The 26,129-nt window shown below is 42.3% G+C and carries 30 protein-coding genes; 7 read left to right on the top strand and 23 right to left on the bottom strand.

What is annotated here, in order from left to right; genetic code table 11:
* Positions 1-12: 12 nt before the first annotated feature.
* Positions 13-1,329: a hemolysin family protein gene (locus tag AC59IL_RS24050; RefSeq protein ID WP_496554751.1), complete on the top strand. Its 1,317-nt coding sequence runs from the start codon at positions 13-15 to the stop codon at positions 1,327-1,329.
* 82 nt (positions 1,330-1,411) lie between these two features.
* On the opposite strand, the gene AC59IL_RS24045 is transcribed toward AC59IL_RS24050, so the two are convergent.
* Entirely contained in the window at positions 1,412-1,942 is a 531-nt protein-coding gene (locus AC59IL_RS24045) for a DUF6702 family protein (protein ID WP_496554750.1), read from the bottom strand.
* Positions 1,943-2,001: 59 nt separating this feature from the next.
* On the opposite strand from AC59IL_RS24045, the gene AC59IL_RS24040 reads away from it, so the two are divergent.
* Both AC59IL_RS24040 and AC59IL_RS24035 read left to right on the top strand, forming a co-directional pair.
* Positions 2,002-2,649, top strand: a complete 648-nt coding sequence (locus AC59IL_RS24040) for a HupE/UreJ family protein (RefSeq protein ID WP_496554749.1) — start codon at positions 2,002-2,004, stop codon at positions 2,647-2,649.
* Positions 2,591-4,981: a M1 family metallopeptidase gene (locus AC59IL_RS24035; RefSeq protein WP_496554748.1), complete on the top strand. Its 2,391-nt coding sequence runs from the start codon at positions 2,591-2,593 to the stop codon at positions 4,979-4,981. Before AC59IL_RS24040 ends, AC59IL_RS24035 begins: the two co-directional genes overlap by 59 nt.
* A 197-nt stretch (positions 4,982-5,178) precedes the next feature.
* Here AC59IL_RS24035 and AC59IL_RS24030 read toward each other — a convergent pair whose 3' ends face one another.
* Positions 5,179-5,364 (bottom strand): type II toxin-antitoxin system antitoxin, encoded by a 186-nt coding sequence (locus tag AC59IL_RS24030; RefSeq protein ID WP_496554747.1) that lies wholly within the window; start codon positions 5,362-5,364, stop codon positions 5,179-5,181.
* Positions 5,365-5,397: 33 nt separating this feature from the next.
* On the bottom strand, positions 5,398-6,270 hold the full coding sequence (locus AC59IL_RS24025; protein ID WP_496554746.1) for an SPFH domain-containing protein: 873 nt from the start codon (positions 6,268-6,270) through the stop codon (positions 5,398-5,400).
* A gap of 578 nt (positions 6,271-6,848) precedes the next feature.
* Here AC59IL_RS24025 and AC59IL_RS24020 point away from each other — a divergent pair.
* Positions 6,849-8,720: a T9SS type A sorting domain-containing protein gene (locus tag AC59IL_RS24020; RefSeq protein ID WP_496554745.1), complete on the top strand. Its 1,872-nt coding sequence runs from the start codon at positions 6,849-6,851 to the stop codon at positions 8,718-8,720.
* A gap of 255 nt (positions 8,721-8,975) precedes the next feature.
* Here AC59IL_RS24020 and AC59IL_RS24015 read toward each other — a convergent pair whose 3' ends face one another.
* Both AC59IL_RS24015 and AC59IL_RS24010 read right to left on the bottom strand, forming a co-directional pair.
* Positions 8,976-9,704 carry a toxin-antitoxin system YwqK family antitoxin gene (locus AC59IL_RS24015; protein WP_496554744.1) on the bottom strand — a complete coding sequence of 243 codons (729 nt, stop codon included), beginning with the start codon at positions 9,702-9,704 and terminating at the stop codon, positions 8,976-8,978.
* Positions 9,705-9,811: 107 nt separating this feature from the next.
* The gene (locus tag AC59IL_RS24010) at positions 9,812-10,348 is read right to left on the bottom strand and encodes a hypothetical protein (RefSeq protein WP_496554743.1); all 537 of its coding nucleotides are present in this window, start codon (positions 10,346-10,348) and stop codon (positions 9,812-9,814) included.
* A 29-nt stretch (positions 10,349-10,377) separates the two neighbouring features.
* Here AC59IL_RS24010 and AC59IL_RS24005 point away from each other — a divergent pair, with 29 nt between their 5' ends.
* Entirely contained in the window at positions 10,378-11,010 is a 633-nt protein-coding gene (locus tag AC59IL_RS24005; protein WP_496554742.1) for a peptidylprolyl isomerase, read from the top strand.
* Between the two features lie 6 nt (positions 11,011-11,016).
* Positions 11,017-11,250, top strand: coding sequence for a hypothetical protein (locus tag AC59IL_RS24000; RefSeq protein ID WP_496554741.1), 234 nt, complete (start codon positions 11,017-11,019; stop codon positions 11,248-11,250).
* Between the two features lie 18 nt (positions 11,251-11,268).
* On the opposite strand, the gene aroQ is transcribed toward AC59IL_RS24000, so the two are convergent.
* The 14 genes from aroQ to AC59IL_RS23930 form a co-directional block, all read right to left on the bottom strand.
* On the bottom strand, positions 11,269-11,688 hold the full coding sequence (gene aroQ, locus AC59IL_RS23995; RefSeq protein ID WP_496554740.1) for a type II 3-dehydroquinate dehydratase: 420 nt from the start codon (positions 11,686-11,688) through the stop codon (positions 11,269-11,271).
* A 101-nt stretch (positions 11,689-11,789) separates the two neighbouring features.
* A complete protein-coding gene (gene carA, locus AC59IL_RS23990; RefSeq protein WP_496554739.1) occupies positions 11,790-12,899 on the bottom strand; it encodes a glutamine-hydrolyzing carbamoyl-phosphate synthase small subunit in 1,110 nt (369 codons plus the stop codon).
* Positions 12,900-13,075: 176 nt separating this feature from the next.
* Positions 13,076-13,585, bottom strand: coding sequence for a 50S ribosomal protein L17 (gene rplQ / locus AC59IL_RS23985; protein WP_496554738.1), 510 nt, complete (start codon positions 13,583-13,585; stop codon positions 13,076-13,078).
* Positions 13,586-13,741: 156 nt separating this feature from the next.
* A complete protein-coding gene (locus tag AC59IL_RS23980; protein ID WP_496554737.1) occupies positions 13,742-14,743 on the bottom strand; it encodes a DNA-directed RNA polymerase subunit alpha in 1,002 nt (333 codons plus the stop codon).
* A 165-nt stretch (positions 14,744-14,908) separates the two neighbouring features.
* Positions 14,909-15,514 (bottom strand): 30S ribosomal protein S4, encoded by a 606-nt coding sequence (rpsD, locus tag AC59IL_RS23975; RefSeq protein WP_496554736.1) that lies wholly within the window; start codon positions 15,512-15,514, stop codon positions 14,909-14,911.
* A 151-nt stretch (positions 15,515-15,665) separates the two neighbouring features.
* Positions 15,666-16,070, bottom strand: coding sequence for a 30S ribosomal protein S11 (gene rpsK, locus AC59IL_RS23970; RefSeq protein ID WP_496554735.1), 405 nt, complete (start codon positions 16,068-16,070; stop codon positions 15,666-15,668).
* A 221-nt stretch (positions 16,071-16,291) separates the two neighbouring features.
* Positions 16,292-16,672 carry a 30S ribosomal protein S13 gene (rpsM, locus tag AC59IL_RS23965; RefSeq protein WP_496554734.1) on the bottom strand — a complete coding sequence of 127 codons (381 nt, stop codon included), beginning with the start codon at positions 16,670-16,672 and terminating at the stop codon, positions 16,292-16,294.
* A gap of 79 nt (positions 16,673-16,751) precedes the next feature.
* Positions 16,752-16,868, bottom strand: coding sequence for a type B 50S ribosomal protein L36 (gene ykgO, locus AC59IL_RS23960; protein ID WP_010519235.1), 117 nt, complete (start codon positions 16,866-16,868; stop codon positions 16,752-16,754).
* A gap of 20 nt (positions 16,869-16,888) precedes the next feature.
* Entirely contained in the window at positions 16,889-17,107 is a 219-nt protein-coding gene (infA, locus tag AC59IL_RS23955; RefSeq protein WP_081147897.1) for a translation initiation factor IF-1, read from the bottom strand.
* 186 nt (positions 17,108-17,293) lie between these two features.
* Positions 17,294-17,692 carry a hypothetical protein gene (locus AC59IL_RS23950; protein WP_496554733.1) on the bottom strand — a complete coding sequence of 133 codons (399 nt, stop codon included), beginning with the start codon at positions 17,690-17,692 and terminating at the stop codon, positions 17,294-17,296.
* A 191-nt stretch (positions 17,693-17,883) separates the two neighbouring features.
* Complete coding sequence (locus tag AC59IL_RS23945; RefSeq protein WP_496554732.1) at positions 17,884-19,182, bottom strand: MFS transporter; 1,299 nt, start codon at positions 19,180-19,182, stop codon at positions 17,884-17,886.
* Between the two features lie 75 nt (positions 19,183-19,257).
* Complete coding sequence (locus AC59IL_RS23940) at positions 19,258-19,530, bottom strand: hypothetical protein (RefSeq protein WP_496554731.1); 273 nt, start codon at positions 19,528-19,530, stop codon at positions 19,258-19,260.
* Between the two features lie 22 nt (positions 19,531-19,552).
* Positions 19,553-20,143, bottom strand: coding sequence for a TetR/AcrR family transcriptional regulator (locus AC59IL_RS23935; RefSeq protein ID WP_496554730.1), 591 nt, complete (start codon positions 20,141-20,143; stop codon positions 19,553-19,555).
* A 405-nt stretch (positions 20,144-20,548) separates the two neighbouring features.
* A complete protein-coding gene (locus AC59IL_RS23930; RefSeq protein WP_496554729.1) occupies positions 20,549-20,752 on the bottom strand; it encodes a hypothetical protein in 204 nt (67 codons plus the stop codon).
* Positions 20,753-21,292: 540 nt separating this feature from the next.
* Here AC59IL_RS23930 and AC59IL_RS23925 point away from each other — a divergent pair.
* Complete coding sequence (locus AC59IL_RS23925) at positions 21,293-21,667, top strand: hypothetical protein (RefSeq protein WP_496554728.1); 375 nt, start codon at positions 21,293-21,295, stop codon at positions 21,665-21,667.
* Between the two features lie 252 nt (positions 21,668-21,919).
* Here the strand turns inward: AC59IL_RS23925 and AC59IL_RS23920 are convergent, their stop codons facing one another.
* The 4 genes from AC59IL_RS23920 to AC59IL_RS23905 form a co-directional block, all read right to left on the bottom strand.
* The gene (locus AC59IL_RS23920) at positions 21,920-23,038 is read right to left on the bottom strand and encodes an ABC transporter permease (RefSeq protein ID WP_496554727.1); all 1,119 of its coding nucleotides are present in this window, start codon (positions 23,036-23,038) and stop codon (positions 21,920-21,922) included.
* A gap of 63 nt (positions 23,039-23,101) precedes the next feature.
* Complete coding sequence (locus tag AC59IL_RS23915) at positions 23,102-24,208, bottom strand: ABC transporter permease (RefSeq protein ID WP_496554726.1); 1,107 nt, start codon at positions 24,206-24,208, stop codon at positions 23,102-23,104.
* Positions 24,209-24,331: 123 nt separating this feature from the next.
* Positions 24,332-25,081, bottom strand: coding sequence for an ABC transporter ATP-binding protein (locus AC59IL_RS23910; protein WP_496554725.1), 750 nt, complete (start codon positions 25,079-25,081; stop codon positions 24,332-24,334).
* A 92-nt stretch (positions 25,082-25,173) separates the two neighbouring features.
* Complete coding sequence (locus AC59IL_RS23905; protein ID WP_496554724.1) at positions 25,174-26,097, bottom strand: ABC transporter ATP-binding protein; 924 nt, start codon at positions 26,095-26,097, stop codon at positions 25,174-25,176.
* Between the last annotated feature and the right edge of the window lie 32 nt (positions 26,098-26,129).

Below are 26,129 nucleotides of genomic sequence, written 5' to 3'. Positions count from 1 at the left end.
ACCAACCGGCTGATGGAAATATTCATATTACTGGCATTGATTTTTTTGAATGGTTTATTTGTTATGTCTGAAATAGCCCTGGTTTCGGCCCGTAAAAGCAGGTTAGAAAATCTGGCCAATAAAGGCGACGAAACGGCACGCAGGGCACTGGAATTAGCCAACAACCCTGAAGTTTTTTTATCTGCCGCTCAAATAGGCATTACGCTTATTGCTATTCTTACCGGTGTGTATTCCGGTGAACGTTTTGGCAAATACCTGCAACCTTCTATTGAAAAAATAGAGGCGTTTCGGCATTATGCCCAAACTATTTCCACCACTATAATAGTTATCATAGTTACCTTTTTATCGATTGTTTTTGGTGAATTAATTCCCAAACGGGTCGGTTTATTAAAAGCCGAAAAAATTGCCCGGCTGGTATCACTACCGGTGCTGTATTTTTCAAAAGCCACTCACCCATTTGTATGGCTGCTGAACAAAACCAGCAATTTATTTTTAAAGCTTTTTAATATAAAATCAAACGGCGACAATGCCGTTACCGAAGAAGAAATAAAGGCCATTATCAGTGAAGGTACCGAGCAGGGCGCCATTGAGGAAGTTGAACAGGAAATCATTGAACGGGTTTTTCACCTGAGCGATCGCAATATCACTTCTTTAATGACCCATCGCAGCGATATGATCTGGTTCGACCTGAACGATACCGAACAATTGATACGGGATAAAATTATCAGGGACCCGCATTCGGTGTACCCCATCTGCGACAAAGACCTGGATAATATCAAAGGGATCGTTTCATTAAAAGACCTGTACGTTACCAATGATTATTTGGCTTTTAAATCTATCATGAAGCCGGCGCTGTTTGTTCCGGAAAACATTACTGCATACCGGTTACTCGAGCGCTTTAAACAACAACGCGTTACTTCGTCCTTTATAGTAGATGAATACGGCAGTTTACAGGGTATGATCACGCTGAACGATATTCTGCAGGCCATTGTGGGCGAAATGCCGCAACCCGACGACCATTATTATGAAATAGTAAAACGGAAAGACGGATCGTACCTCGTAGATGCACAGATACCCTTTTATAATTTCCTGAGTTATTTTCAAAGGGCCGAATGGATGACCGAGGTAGAACAGGAGTTCGATACCCTGGCCGGTTTTATTTTACACCAGTTGGAACGTATACCACAAATTGGCGATACGTTCGAATGGAAAGGGTTTGAATTTGAGATCATCGACATGGATGCACAACGTATCGACAAGGTGCTGGTAATGATATCGGATGAAATTAAGGATGAGCTGGAAGAGAATGAGGAAGATGAAGGAAAGTAGTAAGTAATAAGTTTTAAGTTATAAGTAAAATACAATAATGCCGTAAACGACGACTCAGTACTTATAACTTATTACTTAAAACTTAGAACTGAAACACAGCTTCTTTATCAGGATTATTAAGCCTGGTGCTTTTGCGATTACCGCCAACCGATACGTGCATCAGGTTCATCTGCTTGTCGTACGACTCATATAAAATAGTATTCACTATTTCGATCTTTTTGGGCGCAACAGCAGTATTACTAACCTGAAAATAACTCCATACCGCATCATTTTCTTTTTCAAAACCTACATATTCAAGTGTAACCGGTTTGCCATCGAGCTTCAGTTGCAAATGACTTTTTATATATTCCTTCACCATTTTGTCGACCTCGCTCTTGCTGGCAGGCGTACTCAGATCAACCTTTGTATGATAAATATTGGTAAGAGTTTTCTCAAAATCGTCGGTAAAGATCTTGCAGCTGATCTCCAAATTTTTATCGGCTGCATTGTAGTTGATTTCGGTAACACTTACAAACAAAGGATGTACCGCTGTGTTGTTTGAACCAGGGTTCATATGCCCGCCACCTAACAAAGCCGGCAACAACAATAACCATTTATACAGAAGTATTACCATTAAACATGAAAATTTTAAGGATACAAATCTCTTAATTATTTTAACATTTTTCCGGTACTATGCAGGATTTTACATTTTATTTTCAGTTGGGCACAGAACATATTCTTACGCCAGATGCTATTGATCACATCCTGTTTGTTACCGCTCTGTGCCTTCGGTATTTGTGGAAAGACTGGAAAAAAGTTGTGGTGCTGATTACAGCTTTTACCATCGGTCATTCGTTAACTCTGGCGCTGAGTGCGCTGAATTACATTCACGTAAATGCCAAATGGATCGAATTTTTAATTCCTCTTACGATTGCCGCCACCTGCATTAACAATATTATTCAACATAATACCGAACAAAAAAACCGTTTACCCCTGATCTATTTCTTTGCTTTGTTCTTTGGGTTAATTCACGGACTGGCTTTTGCGGGGCAATTTTTGAGTCTTGAAGGAAAAGAAGGACTGATTGCGCATTTGCTTGCTTTTAACCTGGGTATTGAGGCTGCCCAGTTATTAATTGTACTGGTGGTTTTGCTGCTGTCGTATTTGGTTGTACAAATAATAAAATTACCGCAACTGTTATGGTTGCGGGGGGCTTCTGCCTTAATTTTGATCATTTCGCTTTTTTGGGCTCTTAAAAGATTCCCTTATAATAAAAACTACAATGATGAATCAGAAAAAACGGTTTTTGTTTTTGGTGATGGCTGTAGCTGCTCTGTATAATGGTGCGCAGGCACAGAATATACAGAACAACCCCGGGTCGAATCACGGCAATAAATTCGAGCAGTTGGGCACCATATTGCCAACGCCCAACGAATATCGCACTGCCAGCGGTGCACCTGGTCCTAAATACTGGCAGCAACGCTGCGATTATGATATTAAATGTGAGCTTGATGAAGCAAACCTGAAATTAACAGGCAGCGAAGTTGTTACCTATTACAATAACTCGCCCAATACACTTACATACCTGTGGCTGCAGCTCGACGAAAACGAGCACAGCAGCATTAAGAATGCCAACTACCAGTTCGGTAGCAACATACCGCAGCAACTAAATGCCGCCGAGTTAGACAGACAGGAAGAACTTAAAACCGATAATGGCTACGGCTGCAACATTGTTAAAATAACAGATATAACAGGAGTTGCGCTTAAACATACCATTAATAAAACCATGATGCGGGTTGAATTGCCGGTTGCATTGAAACCCGGTCTGAAGTTTACATTCAACATCAACTGGAATTATAAAATTGCCGACCGCTTTAAATACGGTGGCCGCGGCGGTTATGAATATTTTCCCGAAGATGGCAATTACCTGTTCACCATCACCCAATGGTATCCGAGATTATGTGTATACAGCGACTTCCAGGGATGGCAAAATCACCAGTTCACCGGCCGGGGCGAATTTGCTTTAACCTTTGGCAACTTTAAAGTGCAAATGACGGTGCCCGCCGATCATATGGTTGGCGGTACCGGCGAATGCCAGAACTATGCACAGGTTTTATCGCCCACACAAATGGCCCGTTGGACTAAAGCGCAAACTTCCAAAGAACCTGTTCAGATCGTAACGCTCGATGAAGCGAAGAAAGCCGAAACACAAAAAAGCAAGGCAAAGAAAACGTGGATCTTCAAAGCAGATAATGTTCGTGATTTTGCATGGACCTCTTCGCGCAGATTTGTTTGGGATGCCATGCCTGCATATGTTGAAAGCAAGAAAGTAATGTGTATGAGCTTTTACGGAAAGGAAGCTTATGGCCTTTACAGTAAATTTTCGACAAAAGCAGTAGCGCACACGGTTAAAAGCTATTCAAAATTCACCATTCCTTACCCCTACCCCGTTGCGCAAAGTATTGAAGCCGCCAATGGTATGGAATACCCGATGATATGCTTCAACTATGGTCGCACCGCTAAAGACGGCACCTACAGCGAAGCCACCAAATATGGTATGCTGGGTGTAATTATTCACGAAGTAGGCCATAACTTCTTCCCCATGATCATCAACAGCGATGAACGCCAGTGGAGCTGGATGGATGAAGGATTGAACTCATTTGTTGAATACTTAACCGAAGAACTGTACGATAATAAATTTCCAATTCGTGGTAAAGGACCAGCCTGGGCCATTGTTGATTATATGAAACTGCCCAAAGATCAGCTGGAGCCAATTATGTCGAACTCTGAAAATATTATAGGCTTTGGTCCCAATGCCTATACCAAACCCGCTACCGGTTTGAATATGCTGCGCGAAACCATCATGGGCCGTGAACTGTTCGACTATGCATTTAAAGAATATGCACGCCGCTGGGCCTTTAAGCATCCCGAGCCTGCCGATTTCTTCCGTACCATGGAAGATGCTTCGGGCGAAGACCTCGACTGGTTCTGGAGAGGATGGTTTTACGGAACAGAGCCCTGCGATTTGGCCATCGATTCTGTGAAATTTTTCAAAGCCGATGTAAATGCAACTTTGCCTTCACAAAAAGATACCGTTGTATTGAAAAGGGTTGATAAACCAATGGTTACTGCTTTCGACGATATTTCGAAACAACGCAACCGCGACGACAAGAACATTACCTTCCTTACCGATCAGGATACCACGCTGCATGATTTTTACTGGCGCTATGATCGCGGGCTTGAACCATACGATTCAACATCGTACCAGGTGCCTGTAGCCAGCACTACCGAACCGGTTGATGAAGCCACCAAACAAAAATTAGCCAATAAATATTTTTACCAGATAACGTTCACCAATAAGGGCGGACTGGTAATGCCCATCATTGTTGAATGGACCTTTAAAGATGGCACCAAAGAAACAGATCGTATTCCGGTGCAGGTTTGGCGCCTCAATGAGCAAAAGGTAAATAAAATGTTTATGAAAGATAAAGAAGTGGCTTCTGTAAAGCTCGATCCTATGCGCGAAACTGCCGATATTGATGAATCGAACAATACCTGGGGCACTATACCGGCTCCTTCGAAGTTTGCAGCATTTAAGGCAAAACAACAAACACGCGGACAATCAACTGGTATAACACCTATGCAAAAAGCACAGGAAAAGAAAGGATTTTAACCCTTCGGCTTCGCTCAGGCCTCCATCAAAAAAGATGTTTGCCTGGTCAATGTTCAAAATATAACCTTTTCCGGAGGCAACTCCGGAAAAGGTTTTTTCTTTTTTAACGGCATGCCCTGAAAAATAAACCAACAAAAGCCACAACAAAGGGAATCCAGAAGAAGATAAGATTACGTTTCATAAAACAGTTTTTTGAATTATTTCTTTTCAGTCGATTTATCAGTTTTACCCGAAGACTTTTTCCGGCCGGCGTCTTTCAGGGCTTTATCTATCAGCCATTCTATTTGCCCGTTCACACTGCGAAATTCATCCCCCGCCCATTTTTCAAGGGCTTTAAAGGTATCTTCATCTATTCTTAAAACAAAGCTTTTTTTACTGCTCACGCATTTCCGGTTTTAGTGGATGTCGGAGTAAACCTACTGATATAAAGTTCCTGTATTTAAAATAGGCTGCGCTGCTTTTTCGCCACACAGCACTACCATCAGGTTGCTCACCATGGCCGCTTTCTTTTCTTCATCAAGCTGCACAATTTCTTTTTTCGATAATTGCTCCAGTGCCAGTTCAACCATGCCTACAGCACCTTCTACAATTTTGGTTCTGGCTGCTACGATAGCTGTTGCCTGTTGGCGTTGCAACATAGCTCCGGCTATTTCGGGTGCATAAGCAAGATGGCTGATACGTGCTTCACGCACTACAATACCGGCCGGCGCCAGCCGCTCGTTCAATTCGGTTTCGAGCATTTCATTTACCCGGTTGCCCCCGTCGCGCAAAGTTATATTGGCATGTTCATCTTCCATATGATCGTACGGACAGCTGGTAGCGAGGTGGCGAATAGCGGCTTCACTTTGAATTTTTACATAATGATCATAATCGGCCACTTCGAAAGATGCTTTATAGGTGTTGCTTACCTGCCACACAATAACCGCAGCAATTTCAATCGGGTTGCCCATTTTATCGTTCACCTTCAGTTTGGCGCTTTCGAGGTTTTGGGCACGCAAGCTAAGCTTATAGGTCATGAAAAACGGGTTCACCCATAAAAGGCCATTTTCTTTAACCGTACCTATGTACTTTCCAAAAAACACGCATACTCTTGAATGGTTCGGGTTTACCACCATAATTCCTTTAAGAAGAAACAGCGTAAGCAAAAACAAAAATATGCTCAGAAACACGAATGCTCCGGTCATTTCATGCCGGCTGGCGTTTACAATTATTACAACACCGGCAATTAAACTTACAAATGACATAACAAGTGCCAGGAAACCACTAAGGGGTTTAAATACTTTTTCCATATATCGGTTGTTTTATTTGATATCAATCTGATATCAAAAATACATCAACGTATTTATCCCGTCAAGCCCGGGCATTACAGCCGGAAACGTTTGACCCGTGAGTGGTTGAGAAACTGATACAGGCGGTGTCTGTGAGTTTTTGGCAGTTTGCCGGAGTTGAAAGTAATTAATTGTACAAAAAACAAATTATAACTCAGTACAAATCAGTTATTATAAAAAAGCTCATTTATATGTAATACAATATTCCTGTAAGGTAAATGTGGGAAAATAGATGAAGACATATTAAATATTAATGCATTATTTTGCCGGCTGAAGAATAAAAATCCGATAATACTTTAATTTTTGAGTTTTTCTTTCTAATATAGCGCCCAGAATCCTGTGAATTTCCCACCAAAACACCAATCTCCCAACAATCTGTTTTTTATTGCATCCCATTTTCCTTTGAATACACATTGGTAGGTTACTGATTTTCCATTCTATTTTGTGCGTTTTCACCTGCACCATCTTCCTTTGAATACCCGCGTACTCCAATTTCCATCCATTTGCTTTTGCTAATTTTTAATGTATAAAATAACGTTATGAAGAAGGTTACCTCTACACTTACACTTCTATTGCTATGTATTTATGTATCGGCTCAGGTTGGAAGTCTTGATGCCTCAAACTTTAATTCGCCAAACGGGTATGTGATCAATACCTCTACGTCTTCGGATGATTACGGTAATTCTATGGCCATTCAAAGCGACGGTAAAATAGTAGTGGCCGTAGTTACGGCTGATAATTCTTTTAAAGTAGTTCGCTATAAGACCGACGGCTCGCTGGACCTGTCTTTTGGAACTGGCGGTACAGCTACTTTTTACGTTACAGGTACCGACCAGTCTCAGTCATTCGCAGTAGCCATGCAGGGTACTAATATTATTGTAGGAGGTTATTCCTATACTAATACCAGCAGGGATTTCGCATTGGTTCGTTTAGACCAGAACGGAGTTCGTGATATGAGTTTTAACACCGTTGGATATGCCCTTACCCCTGTTAGCCCATTAAGCTCAAATCCCGGTAATGTAGGACCAGATGAGATCCGCGATCTGGCAGTTCTTTCAGATGGTTCAATCCTCGCTTCAGGATATAGCTACAATGGATTCAACAGAGATTTTGCGGTGGCAAAATATGACAATAACGGTAGCCTGGTAACAAGTTTTGGCGGCAGCAGCACAGGGTACGTTATTACAGATGTTAATAACGACGATATGCCTTCAAAGATGGCGGTTGCCAGTACCGGTGAAATTGTGGTAGTTGGTAGCAGCAACATAGGAACTAATACAGATGACTATGCTATCGTTCGTTATACTTCAGCCGGTGTGCCGGATAATTCATTTAGTAGTGACGGAATAGTTACTTCAGCCATCGGAGGCAGTGATGATGGCTACGGTGTAGCCATACAAACCATAGCAAGTACTGAATATATAGTAATAACAGGATCTGTACCTGCACCTTCATCAACCAGCGACGTATTTGTAGCAAGGTATAAAACCGATGGAACGTTTGATACGAACTTTGATACCGATGGCATTACAACCGTCAATTTCGGTGGCGCATCAAATTCAAACGACGTAGGTCGTGCGGTTGCTATTCAAAGCGATGGAAAGATCGTTGTGGCAGGTGTTACCGATGCAGGTCCTTCGTACGATTTTTATTTAGCCCGTTTTGGCTCAAACGGTGCATTGGATGGCACATTGGGTAGCGGAGGCCAAACAAGTGCTGCGATATCGGCCAAGGACGAATTTGTATATGATGTTAAATTATACAGCACAAAAATTTATGTTGCAGGTGCTGCCAATTATACCGGTGCCGCCAACAGAGACATGGCCGTAGCCTCGTTCATAAACAATTTCAACACCCTTCCATTAACCCTCACCAATTTCTATGCGCAAAAGCAGGTAGACAAAGTGGTTTTGCAATGGCAAACATCTATGGAAGAAAATGTTAAGCAGTTTATTATTGAACGCAGCAGCGATGGCAGAACCTATAAATCTATCGGCCAGGTAGCTGCAGTTGGTAACAGCTCCACTAATCAACATTATGCTTATGCCGATCAGTCGCCCTTTACATCTACCAACAACTATTACCGTTTGTTGATCCAGGATGTTGACGGCAACACGAAATACAGCAAAATACTGATCATTAAGTTCGGTGGAGAATTGTCTGCCGATATGCAATTGTTCCCCAACCCTGCCAAAGACATCTTACAGATACAGGTACCTGCAGGATTGAATGGCAACATCAGTTTACAAATCATCGATATGAGTGGTCGTGTAGTGCGTAAGAACAATATTGCTTCAGACGGCAATGCATTGAATACTTCGATAGATGTAAGCAGCCTGCAAAAAGGTATGTACATTCTCAAAGCGCAGGCTGGTAATACTTCGGTATTGACCCGCTTTGCCAAACAATAAAAGAACCAGCAACAGTTGTTTATAATAAAGGCCGTCTCACATGGGGCGGCCTTTTCGTTTACAGGAAACGGGAAACGTGAAGCAGCAAACGACAATTCGTATAGTTTCCGGTTACCTATAGACTCTCCCAACCTGTTAACATTTCAACTTGTCAACTTATAACCCATTCAACTTCCTACTTTGTATATTCAAATAAAAGAGGCAACCACTAATGGCTGCCTCTTTTATTATTTGTAGTGCTTTCTTTCAAAAGTGCTATCCGCCGGTGCTTCCGTCTTTAAACCTCACCTTTTTTTTACCTGAATTTTTCTTTTCAAAATCCAGCACTTCTTTCGGTTTGGCTACCGCCTTTTTTTCGGTGGGCGCTACAGCCGTTTTTGCCTCTCCTTCGAGCTTTCCGAGCGTATACACTTCTGTTTTCAACACATTGCCGGTTGCAGGATCATAATATTTCCATGCACCATGCTTAATAGAAGCGCCTTCATTTTTTATGATCACCGTATGGTAGCTATCTAATTTATCGGGGTCTTCGACATCGATAGTGTCATATTCCTTATCGGGGTTCAGGGCCTTCCAGCCTTGTTCAAGACGTAACCGGCCGTCACTGGTAAAATAGCGGCAAATACTGTCTTTAAAGCCCCATCGGTAATATTCAATGCCCACCAGGTCGCCCATGAGCGTGTACAGCCGCCACTCCCCTTCCTTGCGGTTCTTTTCGAACCAGCCTTCTTCTTCATAACCGGCTTCGCCCCGCACATTATCGTAATGCAATTTCCAGGGCCCCCATTTGCGGCCAATCAGGTCTACCCGGTTCAGAGTGTCGCCTTTTGAAGTCAGTTTATAATCCTTCCATTGGGCAAAACTGTTTGCCGAAACCAACAGAAGCACAAAAAAAATCGATCGCATCTTTAACAGGTTTGATAATGGTAATAATACACTATCCTTCACAATAATAACGCCAATCGGGCGGGTTTCATTGCTCATAAGTTACCGGTTAACAGATGACGGTTGCCGGCAATGAAATCCGCAACCGGACCCCGGTAACTGGCAACAGGTAACTGCTAACCGACCGGGCAGAATGCTTTTAAATTTTACTCATTTTTAACATACTGCCGGGCAGGCTTAATGCATTTCGGGCTACAATTCATTATAAGGTCGGCTTCATAATTATTCCACTTTTCAATCTCTTTGTCGCCTGCAACAAAAACAATCCTTGCTTCTACTACTGTTACAGCCACCCTCCCTTTAACAGTGCCCGGAACCAATTTAGCAGCTCTTCCAACAACCCGGGTAATTTCTTTATTAATAACGTCCGGAGTAGCGGCATCGCACCAAACCTTTGTAACACGCCCCTCTTTATCAATTATAAAGAAAAATTTATAGAACCCTGTCACAAACGAATCACTGTCATCAGCACACCTGAAATTTCTATTAAAATATCTTGTAAATACTTCCCCCCTTGCCCCATCGTTAAACATTGTAGTATCTCCCCTGACGGTCCCGCACATTGAAAACCTGGCTGAGATGGTATCTGTTTGTTTGCCTCCTGACAAAATTGGTTTTGACTTCGTTTGTGCGTCTGCTGCCAAAACAAACAATAACGTGGCTAATAAGGTAATAAATCTCAAATTTAATAGGTATTTTCAACCGGTAATATATGAAGAAGATTGCAGGCATAATAGCATTATTGATCATCTGTTTCACCGGGTATGCCCAAAAGAAACCTATTAGTCAATTAAAAAGCGACATCGAAAAATCGGGTAATTCACCCCTTTATGTAAAGGATGTTTTGAAGAAGAAATTCCGGCTCGATACCGTTGCTATTTTACGTACTTCCAATTTCAGGGGCTTGCCCGACAGTATTGCTTATCATGGTAAAACAGGCAAAGTATACGGCCCGTACGACAAAGGCAAAATACTGATTCAGATCCTTGCGAAGCTACCTAATAAGTTTAACCACGTTGGACAAATATTTTTAGATGTATCCGTCTTCAACCGTCATTTTGCCGATTCACTGGCCGATAATATTATGAGCAGAATTCAGGCGGGCACTACCACATTCGAACAGATGGCGCAAACTTATTCAATGGGCGGCGAGGCAGTCACCAAAGGCGATCTGGGCTGGGTAGCTATCGGCGGCATGATCCCTGAAATAGAACAGGAAATAGGTAAACGAAAGAAGGGGGAATTGTTTAAAATATGGACGTCGAACGGGCTTCACATCATTCGTAAAACCGATAACCCCAAAGAAGATACCGGCTATGCATTGATGATGGTGATATTTTTATAATCTTATATGCGTATGTATAATTACCCTAAAATTTTAGCATTGCTTCTGGTAGCTTTCATTGCGGGCTGCAACCCTTATCAGCAGGCAAAAGAGGCCATTGAGGCGAAACAAAAAAGTGACAGTATTTTGAATGAATTTAATAAGGTAAATGAAAGCATTTTGAAAGCTAATAAGGACATTCAAAATAAAAATGATTCCATTTTCGAAAGCTTACGAAAAGATACAACCACCGGGCTTTGAGTTGATCAATTATTTACACTACCTGCTCATTAAATACTGCAGCGCCAGCTCATAACCTTTCAGGCCGAGGCCAATTATGCTTCCGGCCGATTTGCCCGATACATGCGATAATTTTCTAAAATCCTCGCGCGCATGCACATTGGAGATATGAACTTCTACCACAGGTGTTTTTATGGCCGCAATGGCATCACCGATAGCCACTGAAGTATGGGTATAGCCGCCGGGGTTCATAATAATGCCATCATACTCAAACCCTACGCGCTGCAATTCATTGATCAGCTCGCCTTCAACGTTACTTTGATAATAATGGAAGTTTACCTGCGGATATTTATTCTTTAACTCTTCGAGGTATTGTTCAAATGAGGTGCTGCCGTAAATACCGGGTTCGCGTTTGCCCAACAGGTTCAGGTTGGGACCGTTGATGATAGCTATTTTCATATCGAATTTCAGGCATTAATTAAGTCAACCCCCTGCCGGCGGATGCCCGGCCTGGTTACAGACGAAGATAAAAAACCCTCCGCGAAGGAGGGTTATTATTATTAGTTCATGTGTTCTTTGATCATATTGATAAAGTCGTCGAACAGGTACCGGCTGTCGTGCGGACCGGGCGTGCTTTCGGGGTGGTATTGTACCGAAAATGCCGGTTTATCCTTCAGCCTGATGCCTTCGATTGAATTATCGTTGAGGTTTACGTGCGTAATCTCAACGTGATCGGCCTTTTTCACCGCTTCGGGATCTACGCCAAAACCGTGATTTTGCGTAGTTACCTCACATTTTCCGGTAACCAGGTTCTTTACCGGATGGTTCAGCCCGCGATGGCCATGGTGCATTTTAAAGGTCGAAATGTCGTTGGCTAATGCGAGTAATTGGTGGCCCAGGCAAATGCCAAATGTGGGCTTGTTTTCTTTCAGCACTTCCTTAACGGTTGCCACTGCATAATCCATAGCAGCCGGGTCGCCGGGGCCGTTGGATATGAAATAGCCATTAGGCGAAAATTTCTTCAGTTCGCTTAAAGGTGTTTTGGCAGGGAATACTTTTACATAAGCGCCTCTTTCGACCATGCACTGCAGAATATGCTGTTTGGTACCAAAATCAAGCACCGCAATTTTAACGGGTGATGAAGGGTCGCCAAGCGTATACGGCTCGTTGGTGCTAACCTTGCTGGCCAGTTCAAGACCTGCCATGCTGGGCACTTTTGCCAGTTCTTTTTTCAGTTTATCAATATCCAGAATGTCTGACGAAATGATGCAGTTCATGGCGCCTTTTTCGCGCACATGAGTTACCAGCGCTCTTGTATCTACCCCTTCAATACAAACAATATTATTTCTGAGCAGGTATTGTTCCATTGATTCATTGGCCATTTTACGGCTGTATTGCTCTTCGAGATTGCGGCCGATCAGTCCGCGGATCTTCACACTATCCGACTCTACGTCACTTTCTTTTGTGCCATAGTTGCCCACATGCACATTGTTCATAATAATGATCTGACCGAAATAGCTGGGATCAGTAAAAACTTCCTGATAACCGGTCATACCGGTATTAAAACAAATTTCACCGGCTGTGGTGCCAATTTTTCCAAAGGCTTTACCATAATGAACGGTGCCATCTTCCAACAGCAGCACAGCGGGTTTTTGAAGCGGATTCGACATCTTTCTAATAAAAAATTTTACAAAGAAAAATAATTATTCACTATTTGATCTCATTTGTTTTTCACAAGGCTGGATAAAATGAAGCCCGAGGTCCTTCCTGCTAACTTTCAAAAGGGCAAAAAAAAGCAAGACCCTTTAAAAGTCTTGCTTCCTTATTGAACCAGATTCGATCATTTTTACTTTGCTGCTTTTTCTTTTTTAGCTGGTTTTTCTTCTGCTTTGGTTTCGGCAGGTGCTGCTTCTTCAGCAGTTCCTTTTTTACGGCTTCCACCGCGACGGGTTTTCTTCGCAGCTTCTTTAACTTCACCTTTTCCTTTACCGTAAATTTCGTTGAAGTCAACCAGTTCAATTAATGCAGTTTCGGCATTGTCACCATGGCGAATACCCAGTTTAATTACGCGGGTATAACCACCGGGGCGGCCACCTATTTTTTCAGCAACAGGGCCGAACAGTTCGGTAACAGCTTCTTTGTTCTGCAGGTAGCTGAATACTACACGGCGCTGATGAGTAGTATTGTCTTTACTCTTTGTGATCAGCGGCTCAATGAATGTGCGTAAAGCTTTGGCTTTTGCCAGTGTGGTAACAATCTTCTTGTGATTAATCAGTTCACAAGCCAGGTTCTTCAGCAACGCCTTTCTGTGAGAGGCCGTTCTGCCGAGGTTGTTGATTTTGTCTCCGTGACGCATGACGTTTTGTTTTACCGACTGTACCGTGTCAGGAATTACAGTCTACTGTTTATAAATATGCTAATGTGATAATATGCTAATGTGATAATTCCAGAACGGCGCTTTCGATGGCGACGTAAAGGCATTAGCACATCAGCACATTTGCTAATTGGCTAATTAAAGTTCTTCTTTATCAAGTCCCAGCTTGCTCAGGTCCATACCAAAGTGCAAACCTCTTTCAGCGAGCACCTGCTCAATTTCAGCAAGTGATTTCTGACCAAAGTTTCTGAACTTCATCAGGTCTTCCTGCTCGTACTGAACCAGTTCACTCAAGCTGTTGATTTTGGCAGCTTTCAAACAGTTGAAAGCGCGTACAGACAGATCGAGGTCTTCGAGCGGTGTTTTCAGGATCTTACGAAGCTGCAACATTTGCTCATCAACCACATCTTCTTTCTTATCTTCTTTATTATCGAACGTAATGTTTTCGTCGGTAATAATCATCAGGTGCTGGATCAGGATCCGGCTGGCTTGTTTCACCGCTTCTTCGGGGTGAATGGTACCATCGGTAGAAACATCCATGATCAGCTTTTCGTAGTCGGTACGCTGTTCAACACGGGTGTTTTCAATAGCGTACTTAACGTTTTTGATCGGAGTGAAGATAGCATCGGTAGGAATGTATCCGAATGGAGCATCTTTCACTTTATTATCTTCAGCAGGAACATATCCGCGACCTTTTGAAACGGTCAGTTCAATATCCAGCTTGGCAGATGAATCTAATATGCAGATCAACAGATCGGGGTTCATGATCTCGAAGTTTTGAGTAGCTTCTCCGATCATACCGGCTGTAAACTCTGATTTATTTTTAATGCTTAGCGTCACTTTTTCCTGGCTCACTTCATGGTCCACTTTCTTTTTAAAGCGAACCTGTTTCAGGTTCAAAATGATCTCCAGCACATCTTCGGTAATTCCCTTGATGGTGGCAAACTCATGGTCTACACCTTCAATACGAATTCCTACGATAGCAAAACCTTCCAGTGAACTCAGCAATACTCTACGCAAAGCATTACCGATAGTTACACCGTAACCAGGTTCCAACGGGCGAAACTCGAACTGAGCTTCAAATTCCGTTGCTTTTTGTAAAACAATTTTATCAGGTTTCTGGAAATTTAAAATGGCCATATTTTAAAATTTCGATTTTTTACTGTCTTATAGGTCAATATTTGTCAAATTAATCAAATAAGTCAAATTAGCCATATCTGTTTGAAACAGACATTGACCAATTTGACTTTTTGACTTATATGTCATTTGACTTTTTGACTTCTTTGACGCTTGTTTGACTAATTATTACTTAGAATATAACTCAACAATCAACTGCTCCTTAATGTTCTCAGGAACGCTTTCACGCTCAGGATAAGCTACAAACGTACCATTCATTTCAGCTTCATTCCAGTCGAGCCAGTTGAATTTCTGGTTTTTGCCACGGAATGCGCTTGTGATAGAAGTATTTGATTTATCTTTTTCTTTAATGCCGATGATGTCGCCGGGTTTCAGCTGAAAAGAAGGAATATTCACCACCACGCCGTTTACAGTAACGTGTTTGTGTGTAACCAGCTGACGGGCACCGGGACGTGAAGGAGCAATACCGAGGCGGTAAACTGCATTATCCAAACGGGCTTCCAGCAATTTGATCAGGTTTTCGCCGGTTACACCTTTTATACGTGCAGCTTCTTCAAAAGTTTTGCGGAATTGTTTTTCCAGAACGCCGTAAGTATATTTCGCTTTTTGCTTTTCTTTCAGCTGTAATGCATACTCACCGGGTGCTTTACGCTTCTTTGAAGGACCATGTTGACCGGGAGGGTTGCTGTTTTTGGTAAGATATTTACCATTACCTAAAATGGGCTCGCCGAAAATCCGGCAAATTCTTGTTTTTGGACCAGTATAACGTGCCATAGTTTATTTTCAGATTTTTTGGTGACGGTGCACGATCCTAAAAATCTTAAAAATCAATCGTACACCCGGTTGAATATTTTGAGATCTGTTGATTTTGAGATTTTTCGATTTAAAATCAAAAAATCTCAAAATCGCAAAATCAGAAATTGTATTATACTCTACGTTTTTTAGGCGGACGGCAGCCATTGTGAGGCAGTGGCGTTACGTCTTTAATCATTGCTACTTCAATGCCATTCTGGGCCAAACCGCGGATTGAGCTTTCGCGACCGGCGCCGGGGCCTTTTACGTATACATCTACTTTTTTAACACCTGCATCAAAAGCTGTTTTGGCAGCATCTGCAGCAGCCATTTGTGCGGCATATGGGGTGTTCTTTTTAGAACCTTTGAAACCCATTTTACCGGCACTGCTCCAGGAAATAACCTGGCCGTTCTTATTGGTAATGCTGATGATAATGTTATTGAAGCTGGCTGAAATGTGAACGTCTCCGTAAGAGTCTACTTTCACAACTCTTTTCTTCGCAGCCGCTTTTGCGCTGGGGGCTTGTGCTTTTGCCATAATTGTTTAAAGGTAATCGTTTAAAAAATTGCTCTTTCCACCCTGGGCGGAACTGAGTGAAACCAATCCTCCTGCTGACTTACGAAGCAATCCGGCATTGATTCCAAAAAATTGATAAGTCACTATAACTAAATCCGAAGTCGGAAGTCTGAGGTCGGAAGCCAGAAGAACCTGTATTTTCAGACCTCTGATTTCTGACTTCAGACTTCATACTTCTATTACTATTTCTTAGGTGCCTTCTTTTTACCGGCAACTGTTTTACGTTTTCCTTTACGTGTACGGCTGTTGGTACGGGTACGCTGACCACGAACCGGCAAACCTTTACGATGACGTAAACCACGGTAGCAGGCGATATCCAGTAAGCGCTTGATACTCATTTGCACTTCTGAACGCAACTGACCTTCAACTTTCAGTTCATTCGTAATGATGTTACGGATGGCGTTCAGCTCATCATCGTTCCACTCATGCACTTTCTTGTCAAGCGAAATACCAGCTTTGGTAAGAATATACACGGCTGTTGAACGGCCGATCCCAAAAATATAGGTCAACCCTATTTCGCCTCTTTTATTCTTTGGTAAGTCTACACCGGCAATACGAGCCATAGTCGATGTTTATTGTTTGTAGTTTAAAGTTTGTTGTTCTTAATCTGTCAGCCTAACAATCTGCCTATTGCCGATTGAATTAACCTTGTCTTTGCTTAAAGCGCGGGTTCTTTTTGTTAATAACATATAACCGGCCTTTTCTACGCACGATTTTGCAATCTGCGCTACGCTTTTTTATAGATGCACGAACTTTCATAACATTTATTTATTTACAGCTTACTTGTATCGGAAAATGATTCTCCCCCTTGTTAAATCATAAGGGCTCATCTCTACACCTACCTTGTCGCCCGGTAAAATCCTGATGTAATTCATCCGCATTTTACCCGAGATCGTCGCCAGAATTTCATGCCCGTTCTCAAGTTTTACCTTAAACATGGCATTTGACAAAGCTTCTGTTATAACTCCATCCTGTTTAATCAGCGGTTGTTTACCCATATAATTTTAAGGAGCGCAAAGATAGGATAATCAGCCTAAAAAAGAAAAAAATAAGAAATTATTATAAATAATTGATCATTTTCCCTTTAATTAAGGGCACAAAAAACGGTAATCAGGGAACAAATCCGCAGGGATTCAGTTCCCCTCCTACTCTATTAATCACTGTAAATCAATAAATTATTTAACTCAGGCAGGTGTTAGCTCTACCTTGGTCATTTGCAGGTAATGATTTTGCAGTTCGTGCACATTGATCGGCTGGCTGAGGTACCGGTGATCTTCGCGCCACCATATTTCAATGTTCGAAAAGTCGCCATTTTTGGGCACCAGCACCCTGAAAGAGCCTTTCATGTACTTTACCGCCCCATCTCCGTTTTCATTCTTTGTAAATCCCAGTTTCAATAACTGTTCATCACTAAGCGGTATCGGATATAAATGCTCGGGGGTATACCAGAATTCCTGCACACTTGTTTCAACACACACTTCTTTGTCTTCCCTGTTGATATCCGTTACAATCCCTTCCAGTTTCTGACCTTCAAATTCGGCCAGAACAACATCTCCGTTTTTAATGTCTGATAATTTGATCATATGACAGCATTTTTTGTAGGCTTTAATTTACAAAAGGCTGTTGATATGACAAAATAAGCTCCAAGGCACAAGAAACAAGGCACAAGTCGTTCAACGATGAACAGGCCGCCTTTAATTAAACTGACCGAATCTCAAGACTTGTGCCTTGCACCTTGAACCTTGTGCCTTTATCCCTGTGCCTTGTGCCTTTTTTATTCAATCACAAACGCCTCAACCTCTTTTTCTTTTTTAGCCGGCTTTTGGGGGGTACCTGTACTGGCCAGTTTGCGGGCTACCTGCCGGTTGATCAGGTACATCATGCCAATACCTGCTATCATGCTGGCCGTTACAATGTAACCCAATGTGCTGTAATGGTGTAGCTTCCCATCACCTGACTGGGTTATAATCAATCCTGCTACGGCAGAGGCAATACCGCCTGAAATTTGCTGCACCGATGAGTTGATGCTCATGAATGCCCCTCTGTCCTGCGGTTGTGGTAATGCACTTACCAGTGCCGAAGAAGATATCATGCGCGCGGTAATACCGGCAAACAGCACAACATTAATTGAAATGATATAAGTCAGCGGCGTTACTCCTAAGTTGGTATAAATAAGCACCATGGCCATACTTAAAACAGAACCTGCCACAAAAATTTTGTATTTGCCCACCTTATCGCTCATATAACCGATCAGCGGACCGAAAATGAACGAAAACACGCCGGTTACGCCATATAATATCGGCAACTGCGCCTGGGTTAGCCCGAGGTTGTTTATACCAAAAGCGCTGCCAAAAGGCATCAGCATAAAACCACCGGTAGCCAGTACTGTAGTTGATAAAAAGGCAATGAGGTACGGTGAATAAGAAATTGTTTTAGCCAGGTGATGAAACGGATTACGATCGGTTCTGGTAGACAAATGCCCTGTAACCGGTTTCATATACATCACTATAACAATACCCAACAGCAGTCCGAAACCAACGATCATCGCGAAAGTCGAATGCCATCCGTAATGATTGGCCAGAATAAGACCTATCGGCAGTCCCAGCACCTGACTAACGGCAAACGACATTTGCACAAAGCCCATTACGCGGCCCCTTACTTCTATTTTAAACAGATCGGTTATGATGGCCATTCCTATTGAACTGATCACCCCGCCGAATATACCCGTTACAATACGGGCGGCCAATAAAAAGTGATAGTCGGTTGCCATAGCGCACAATGCGGTACCTATCATAAAGCCGGTGTAAAAGAACAGCAGTAGTTTTTTTCGGTCGAATTTATCGGCGAACCCTGCCGCCAGCAGGCCCGATGCCCCTGCGCTGAATGCATAGGCCGATACCACCCAACCGAATTGCGATGGGTTGATCTTTAACGCCGGCATAAGTATGGCGCCAAGCGGCGAAATGACCATAAAATCGAGAATTATAGTGAACTGCAGTATGGCCAATACAGCAATTATAAAAATCTGGTAAGAGGTAAAAGTTTGTTTGGCTGGTGGATTTGATTGCGTCATTTGATTCGGTTTAAATTTGATTGGAACTTGTAATAGTCGGGCGGATTTTTTCAGGTTTAATGTTCAATTCAAGCGTTAATCAGGCAGTTCTTCAATGTAATAGCCGGCATCGGTCACGATACGGATAATGTCTTCAATTCCCGGCTGTACGGTTTCTATTCGTAAAACATTGTCGATATCGTGGTGATCAATATTCCAGCGAATGATACCGCCCGTGGCGTTTAATATGGGAGCAAGCTGTTTAACATCTTTCCTGAATTTCAGATTAGTTTTGAAAACCAAAACCTGTACCCGCTTTTCACGTTCCGACGAACGGACAGACGTTATATTTTGAAAATGAACATTCATTTACTAAATATTGAAAAATTTTTTAAGGCTTTAATGCTTTTAAAACCAGCTGCAAAGTCTGGTTAACCATTTCATCACTAAGCGAAAATTCATTGTTTTTATGACTTCTTCCCTGCATATGAAATTTCAATAACTGGTATAAAGGAGCAAAAGCTATTGACCAATATACTTCGAACGGAAGCGGTACCAGTTCACCCCGGTTTATGGCATTGTGAACAAACATGCCCAAAGTATCCCCGAAATTTCTGTGAAGCATTTCCCGTATCTTCTCATACATTGGGGTGTATCGAATTTGTTCGATAAATTCTATATCAACCGGGTTTTTTAAAAAGAAATCGAGGCGGTTCCTCCATTGAATTTCCATGCCGTCGGCAAACGACATTTTGGGATGCATCCCCTTCAAACTGTTTTCCATCAACTTACTGCTGATTTCTGTGGCAATTTGTAAAATCAGGTCTTCCCGGTCTTTATAATAGATGTAAAGAGTAGCCGGCGATACTCCGGCGGCCTTAGCCAGTTTTTGCATGCTAAAACCGTCAAGGCCTTCTTTTACAACCATATCGATCGCTTTGCGGCGAATAGACTCTTCTTTTTGGGCATCTCTTGTGCGCATCGTAGAGCAAATATAAATGAATATTCATTCACTTATAAGTTTTATGGGATTTTTTTAGATTTTTTGGGGAAACCGGGCTTCCGATGATTTCGAAGTTCCCGGCCTATGTTCTTAGTGCTGAGCCGGGGGTTTGGAGCCTGTTGCCTGGAAACTCATTGTGCCGTAGTTCAGGTTAACCGCTCAAAACGGGCAGTTTTTTAAGATGGGGCGGGGAACACCAAAATTTCCCATGAGAATGAAGAACCTGCAGAATTGCATGCCGTTATAAATCAACACATAAAGGATAATTTCCCATGAGAAATGATATTTTTCCCAAAGTAAATGATCTTTTGCTTGAAGGAAATGAGTTTTTGCTTGCAGTAAATGAGCTTCTACTTACAGTAAATTGGTCTTTGCTTATAGCAATTAGATAATTGCTTTGGAAATTATGGTTTGCGCTTTGGAAAAAATGTCTTTGCGAGTAAGTTCCGGACTTTTTCTTATAAGCAATGAACCTCTGCGCATTTGCGAAGATCCTTCGCTCATGAGAAATGAACCTTCGCGCATGCGCGAAGATGCTTTGCCTACAGGAAATGAGGATGGGCCATGAGGAACTCTGATTGCGCCCATGAACAAAGAATAAATGCTGTGGAAATTATACCCTGCGCACTGTGAAAAAAGTCTTTGCAAATTATTCCGGACTTTTTCTAATGAGCGTAGAATTTTCGCCAATGGAAATCGGGGGACATTTCGCTGGAAATTATGCGTGTGCACCATGGATTCGCCCGCCGGTTGTTGTTATAAGCAACCGGTATTTCAACACACGCTCACTGGTTCCTACTTCCCAATTCTTCTTCGACTTCCGGCTTCTTACTTCGGCTGTTTCTTTAACCAGATGCCCCCTGTTCGGGTTTTTAGTCTTTTGCTACTATTCAGGCAATCAATTTGCTTGTTTTTTTGACACTTATCGCCTCGCTTGTTGACATTACATCTCATTCAGTTTCAGACTACTGACTTCCAACTTCCGGCTTTATATTTCTTCCTTCCGTTTATCCACCTTTTTGATTTATTGATGCAAGTTGATGTAACTTTGAGCGTCAAATACTTAAAGCATGCAACGAAAACGGATAACCGTTTGTCGTAATGCTGTTAGCCATGAACTCAAATATTATGAAAAAAACTTTACTGATCATACCATTGGCTTTAATGCTATTGGTGTCGTGCCGCAAGACCAATAACCCCACCGTTTTTTCACTGCGGGTAGATATGCAGGAAAACTTCACCGGTGACAATGTACTGGTGTATATCGATAATCAACCTTTACTGAACAAAAAAGTAACTTCAGATACAGTGCTGGGATTTGGCGGAAGTGTTTCAACTGCCAACACAGAAGGAAGCCACACCATAAAAGTTGTTGTAAACGACGATATCATTACATCGGAAAACTTTACGCAAACAAGCGATTTGTATATTGGCGTGGGTTATAATAAAACAGCAAAAACTGTTTCTATCGCTTACTCAACTGATGGATTCGGATATAAATAAACCAATGTAACATCTTAATAAATTAGTTAGTCCCGCCAACCGGCGGGACTTTTTATTTTATACAACCTGTTCAATATAGTACTGAACGCTGAAGTGTGCGACGCAACGAAAGTAATATAGTAGCACCAAAGCCGGGACAATAAAAATACAATCTAACATTGTACATTTCGACTTCGCTCAATGTATGGTCAGCCGCTCCCCCTTCGACTACGCTCAGGGTCAGGATCGATCCTTCGACTACGCTCAGGACGCTCAGGACCGCTTTTTATAATTGATCACAGCCCAGGTGTTTAACACCGCAGCAAAACCCAATACCGTAAATATTTGCGGACTGATGTCTTTTAAACTGCTCCCCTTTAACACTACCATACGCATTACTTCGATGAAATAAGTTACCGGATTTATTTTGGTAATGGCCTTTGCCCATGCCGGCATGCTATCGATAGACGTATATAAACCGCTTAATAAAATGAACACCATCATCATAAAAAACGACAACAGCATGGCCTGTTGCTGGTTGCTTGTATAAGTTGATAACAACAATCCCAACCCAAGCACTGCTAACAGGTAAACACCGGCGAAAACATAAATCACTGCCAGACTGCCTGCCGGAAGTATGCCATACGCCACGCGGGCAATGGTTAATCCAATGCTTAAAATGAGCAAACCAAGTACCCAGAAAGGAATTAATTTTCCTAAAATAAAATGATACTTTTTAACAGGCGTAACGTTTATTTGTTCAATGGTGCCGATCTCTTTTTCGCGCACAATATTTAATGAAGCCAGAAAAGAACCTACCATGGTTACCAGCACCACCAGTATACCGGGTACCATAAAATATTTGTAGTTCATCGAAGGGTTGAACCAGTTGGATGAAGTGACGTCGATCTGCAACTCGGGACTGAAGCGTGGCAATTGTATCCACTTTAAACGTACTTCGCGGTTATAATCCTGTATAATACTTCGCAGATAAGCACCGCCCAGGTTTGCCTTTACCCCGTTGATGGCATTGATGGCCATGAACAAAGTTGACTCATTTTCTTTTACCAGCTTTTTTTCAAAATCAGCCGGAATTTCAAGCACAAGATCTGCCTCATCATGCTCAACCTTTTGCATCGCATTGTTATAAGAGCCCGAATAATCCTGCAACCTGAAATAACCCGATGAAGTAATTTTATTTACCAGCTGGCGGGCGTATTGCGAATGATCGTGATCTACCACACTCAACTGTATATTCTTTACTTCATAATCTGCTGCCCATGGTAATATCAACAGCTGAATCGAGGGCATCATAAAAATGATACGTATGATAGAAGGATCGCGGAATATTTGCCGGAACTCTTTCTGCAGTAAAAAGCGTAAGGTTCTCATGCTAATCTGATTTACCCCCCATCCCCCTGAAGGGGGAGTAAGAAGTGGTGAAAAATTTTGTTGCTAAGCAAGCCTGATTTTAAAGTTCTTAATACTCAATACCAGTAAAAACAACAGCATGCCTGTAAGAATCAATGTTTCTTTCCAAACTGCGGCAAGGCCAAGTCCTTTGATCATAACTTCCTTCACTATATAATAAAACCATTTGGCGGGCACTATATTCGAAATAACCCGTAATGGCAACGGCATATTTTCAATGGGAAACATAAAGCCACTTAACATGATGGTTGGTAAAAACATGCCCGTTAATGCAATAAACATGGCCGTTTGCTGCGAATCGGTTTTTGTTGAAATTAATAATCCAAACGCCAAACAGGTAAGCGTAAATAATATACTTTCGAATATCAACAACACCAGACTACCGTTGATGGGCACTTCGAGCACAAATACACTCAATAACAGAATACTGGAGATATTTACGATCGATAACAATAAATACGGAACGGCTTTGGCCATTACAATTTTCAAAGGCTGCATGGGCGATACCAGCATTACTTCCATAGTGCCCAGTTCTTTTTCGCGCACAATGGTAATGGCTGTCATCAATGTACATACCAGCATCAATACCATAGCCATTACACCGGGCACAAAATTGTAAGCGCCTTTCAACTGCGGATTGTACAGCATGCGCATCTCTGATTTTATGGTGTAGGGCAATTTGCGGTTATTGGTAATACGGTCCTGGTAATCCATGATAATGGCCGTTGCATAATTGGTTAATGTGTTGGCCACATTGGGGTCCGAAGCATCGGCAACCAGCTGCACCTGTGCCGTATTAAAATGATCGAGGTCGGCAGCAAAGTTCTGCGGGAAAATTACAGCCAGCTTGATCTTCCCCTGTTTAAAAGCCGGATCAATTTCATTATACGAGTGCAGGTCCTGCACCACATCAAAGTAGGCACTGGCATCCATTTGGGTGCGCAAAGCCTGTGTAGCATTGTCGTTCGACAAATCAAGCACGGCTATCTGCGCGTTCTTTACTTCATTGGTGAGTGCAAACCCAAAGATCAGAATCTGCATAATGGGCATGCCCAGTAAAATAAACAGGGTGCGTTTATCGCGCCATATATGATGAAATTCTTTTTTTACGAAAGAGATGAATTGTTGCATATGCTTTATTTTAGAATCTCTGGTTCAGATGGCTTGATGGCTTTATGGTTTGATGGTTGGGTCTCCGGCAATCCTGCTTTCCAATAAATCTCATGCAGCTTGATGGTTTAACAATCAAACCATCTAATCTCCGCTACGTTTAGCCTTTCGGGCGAGCTTAAGAAATACTTCATCCATCGATTTCGCTTCAAATGTTTTTTTCAGCTGAGCCGGCGTATCAAGGGCATCGATACGGCCATCGACCATAATTGAAACACGATTGCAATATTCGGCTTCATCCATATAGTGCGTTGTCACAAAAACCGTAATGCCCGATTCAGCCGCCTGATAAATCATATTCCAGAACTCGCGCCTTGTAACAGGATCAACGCCTCCGGTAGGTTCATCCAAAAAAACAATTTCGGGTTCATGAAAAATGGCTACCGAAAAAGCCAGTTTTTGCTTCCATCCCAGGGGTAATGATTTCACCAGTTTATTAGCCTCTTCTTCGAGATGCAGTTCCTTTAACAGAAAAGCCGTTTTTTGTTTTATAAAGGCATCGCTTTTACCGTATATGCCGGCGTAAAAGCGAATATTCTCTTTTACCGTTAAATCTTCATACAGCGAAAATTTCTGGCTCATATAGCCAATACTTCTTTTTATTTGCTCGGTTTGTTTATATACATCAAACCCGGCCACGGTAGCTTTGCCCGAAGTGGGGATCGATAAACCGCATAACATACGCATGGCCGTTGTTTTACCGGCGCCGTTGGCTCCCAGAAAACCAAATATCTCACCCTTCTTCACTTCAAAAGAAATGGCATCAACGGCGGTAAAATGTCCGAACCGTTTGGTGAGCTCATGCGCTTCTATGGCTGTGTTGTTTGTGTTCATTTGGTGAATGGTGAATAGTGAATGGTCAATGGTCAATGGCCTTCTAAAGTTCTGACATCAGACTTCCGACTTCCGATTTCCGACTTCAGACTTCAGACCTCCGACTTCATCAAAGCAATAAAGCAATCTTCAATATCGGCGCGGATGGTTTGTGTTTCTGGCTGGTGATAATTATGCTGTTGTAAATAACCGGTTACCGATGCTTCGCTATAACCATCTTTCAACACTACATGATGATACTCTCCAAACGGATACGCATCGATGGCGCCTTCAAAGTTTTTTAAATCGTTGAGCAGCCGCAGCATGTTGCCGTCTTTTACTGCTAAAAGCGGATGCTGAAAAGATTCAATCACGCCTTCGGGTGTATTCACCGATAATATCTCACCACCCTGTATCAATGCCACCCGGTCGCACAAACTGGCCTCATCCATATAAGGTGTTGAAACCAAAATCGTAATGCCTTGTCGTTTGAGGTTCCGCAACATTTCCCAAAATTCTTTTCGGGATACAGCATCTACACCGGTGGTGGGTTCATCAAGAAATAATACTGATGGTTTATGTATCAATGCACAACTCAATGCCAGCTTTTGTTTCATACCGCCCGATAATTTACCAGCCCTTCTGTCTTTAAACGGTTCAATCTGCGAATAGATGTCTTTTATCAGGTCGTAATTTTCTTCGATGGTAGTATTGAAGATGGTAGCAAAAAACTCAAGGTTTTCTTCAATGGTAAGGTCCTGGTACAATGAAAAACGGCCCGGCATATATCCTACGCGCTGGCGAATGGCTTTAAAATCCTTTACCACATCAAAACCATCTACCGATGCCGATCCGCCGTCGGGAATTAATAAGGTGGTAAGAATGCGGAATAAAGAAGTTTTGCCGGCGCCATCGGGCCCGATGATACCAAACAGCTCCCCTTTCTCTACTTCGAACGAAACACCTTTAAGCGCCTGAATGGTATCTTTCTTTTTACCGTATTGTTTTGCCAGGTTATTTACTGTTACTGAGCCCATAGTTGAAAAGTTGATTAGTTGATCAGTTAACA

Source organism: Niastella sp. sgz303648, from assembly GCF_059587045.1.
The sequence above is the reverse complement of the archived record's forward strand: the minus strand, read 5'-3'. Positions and strand labels throughout refer to the sequence as shown.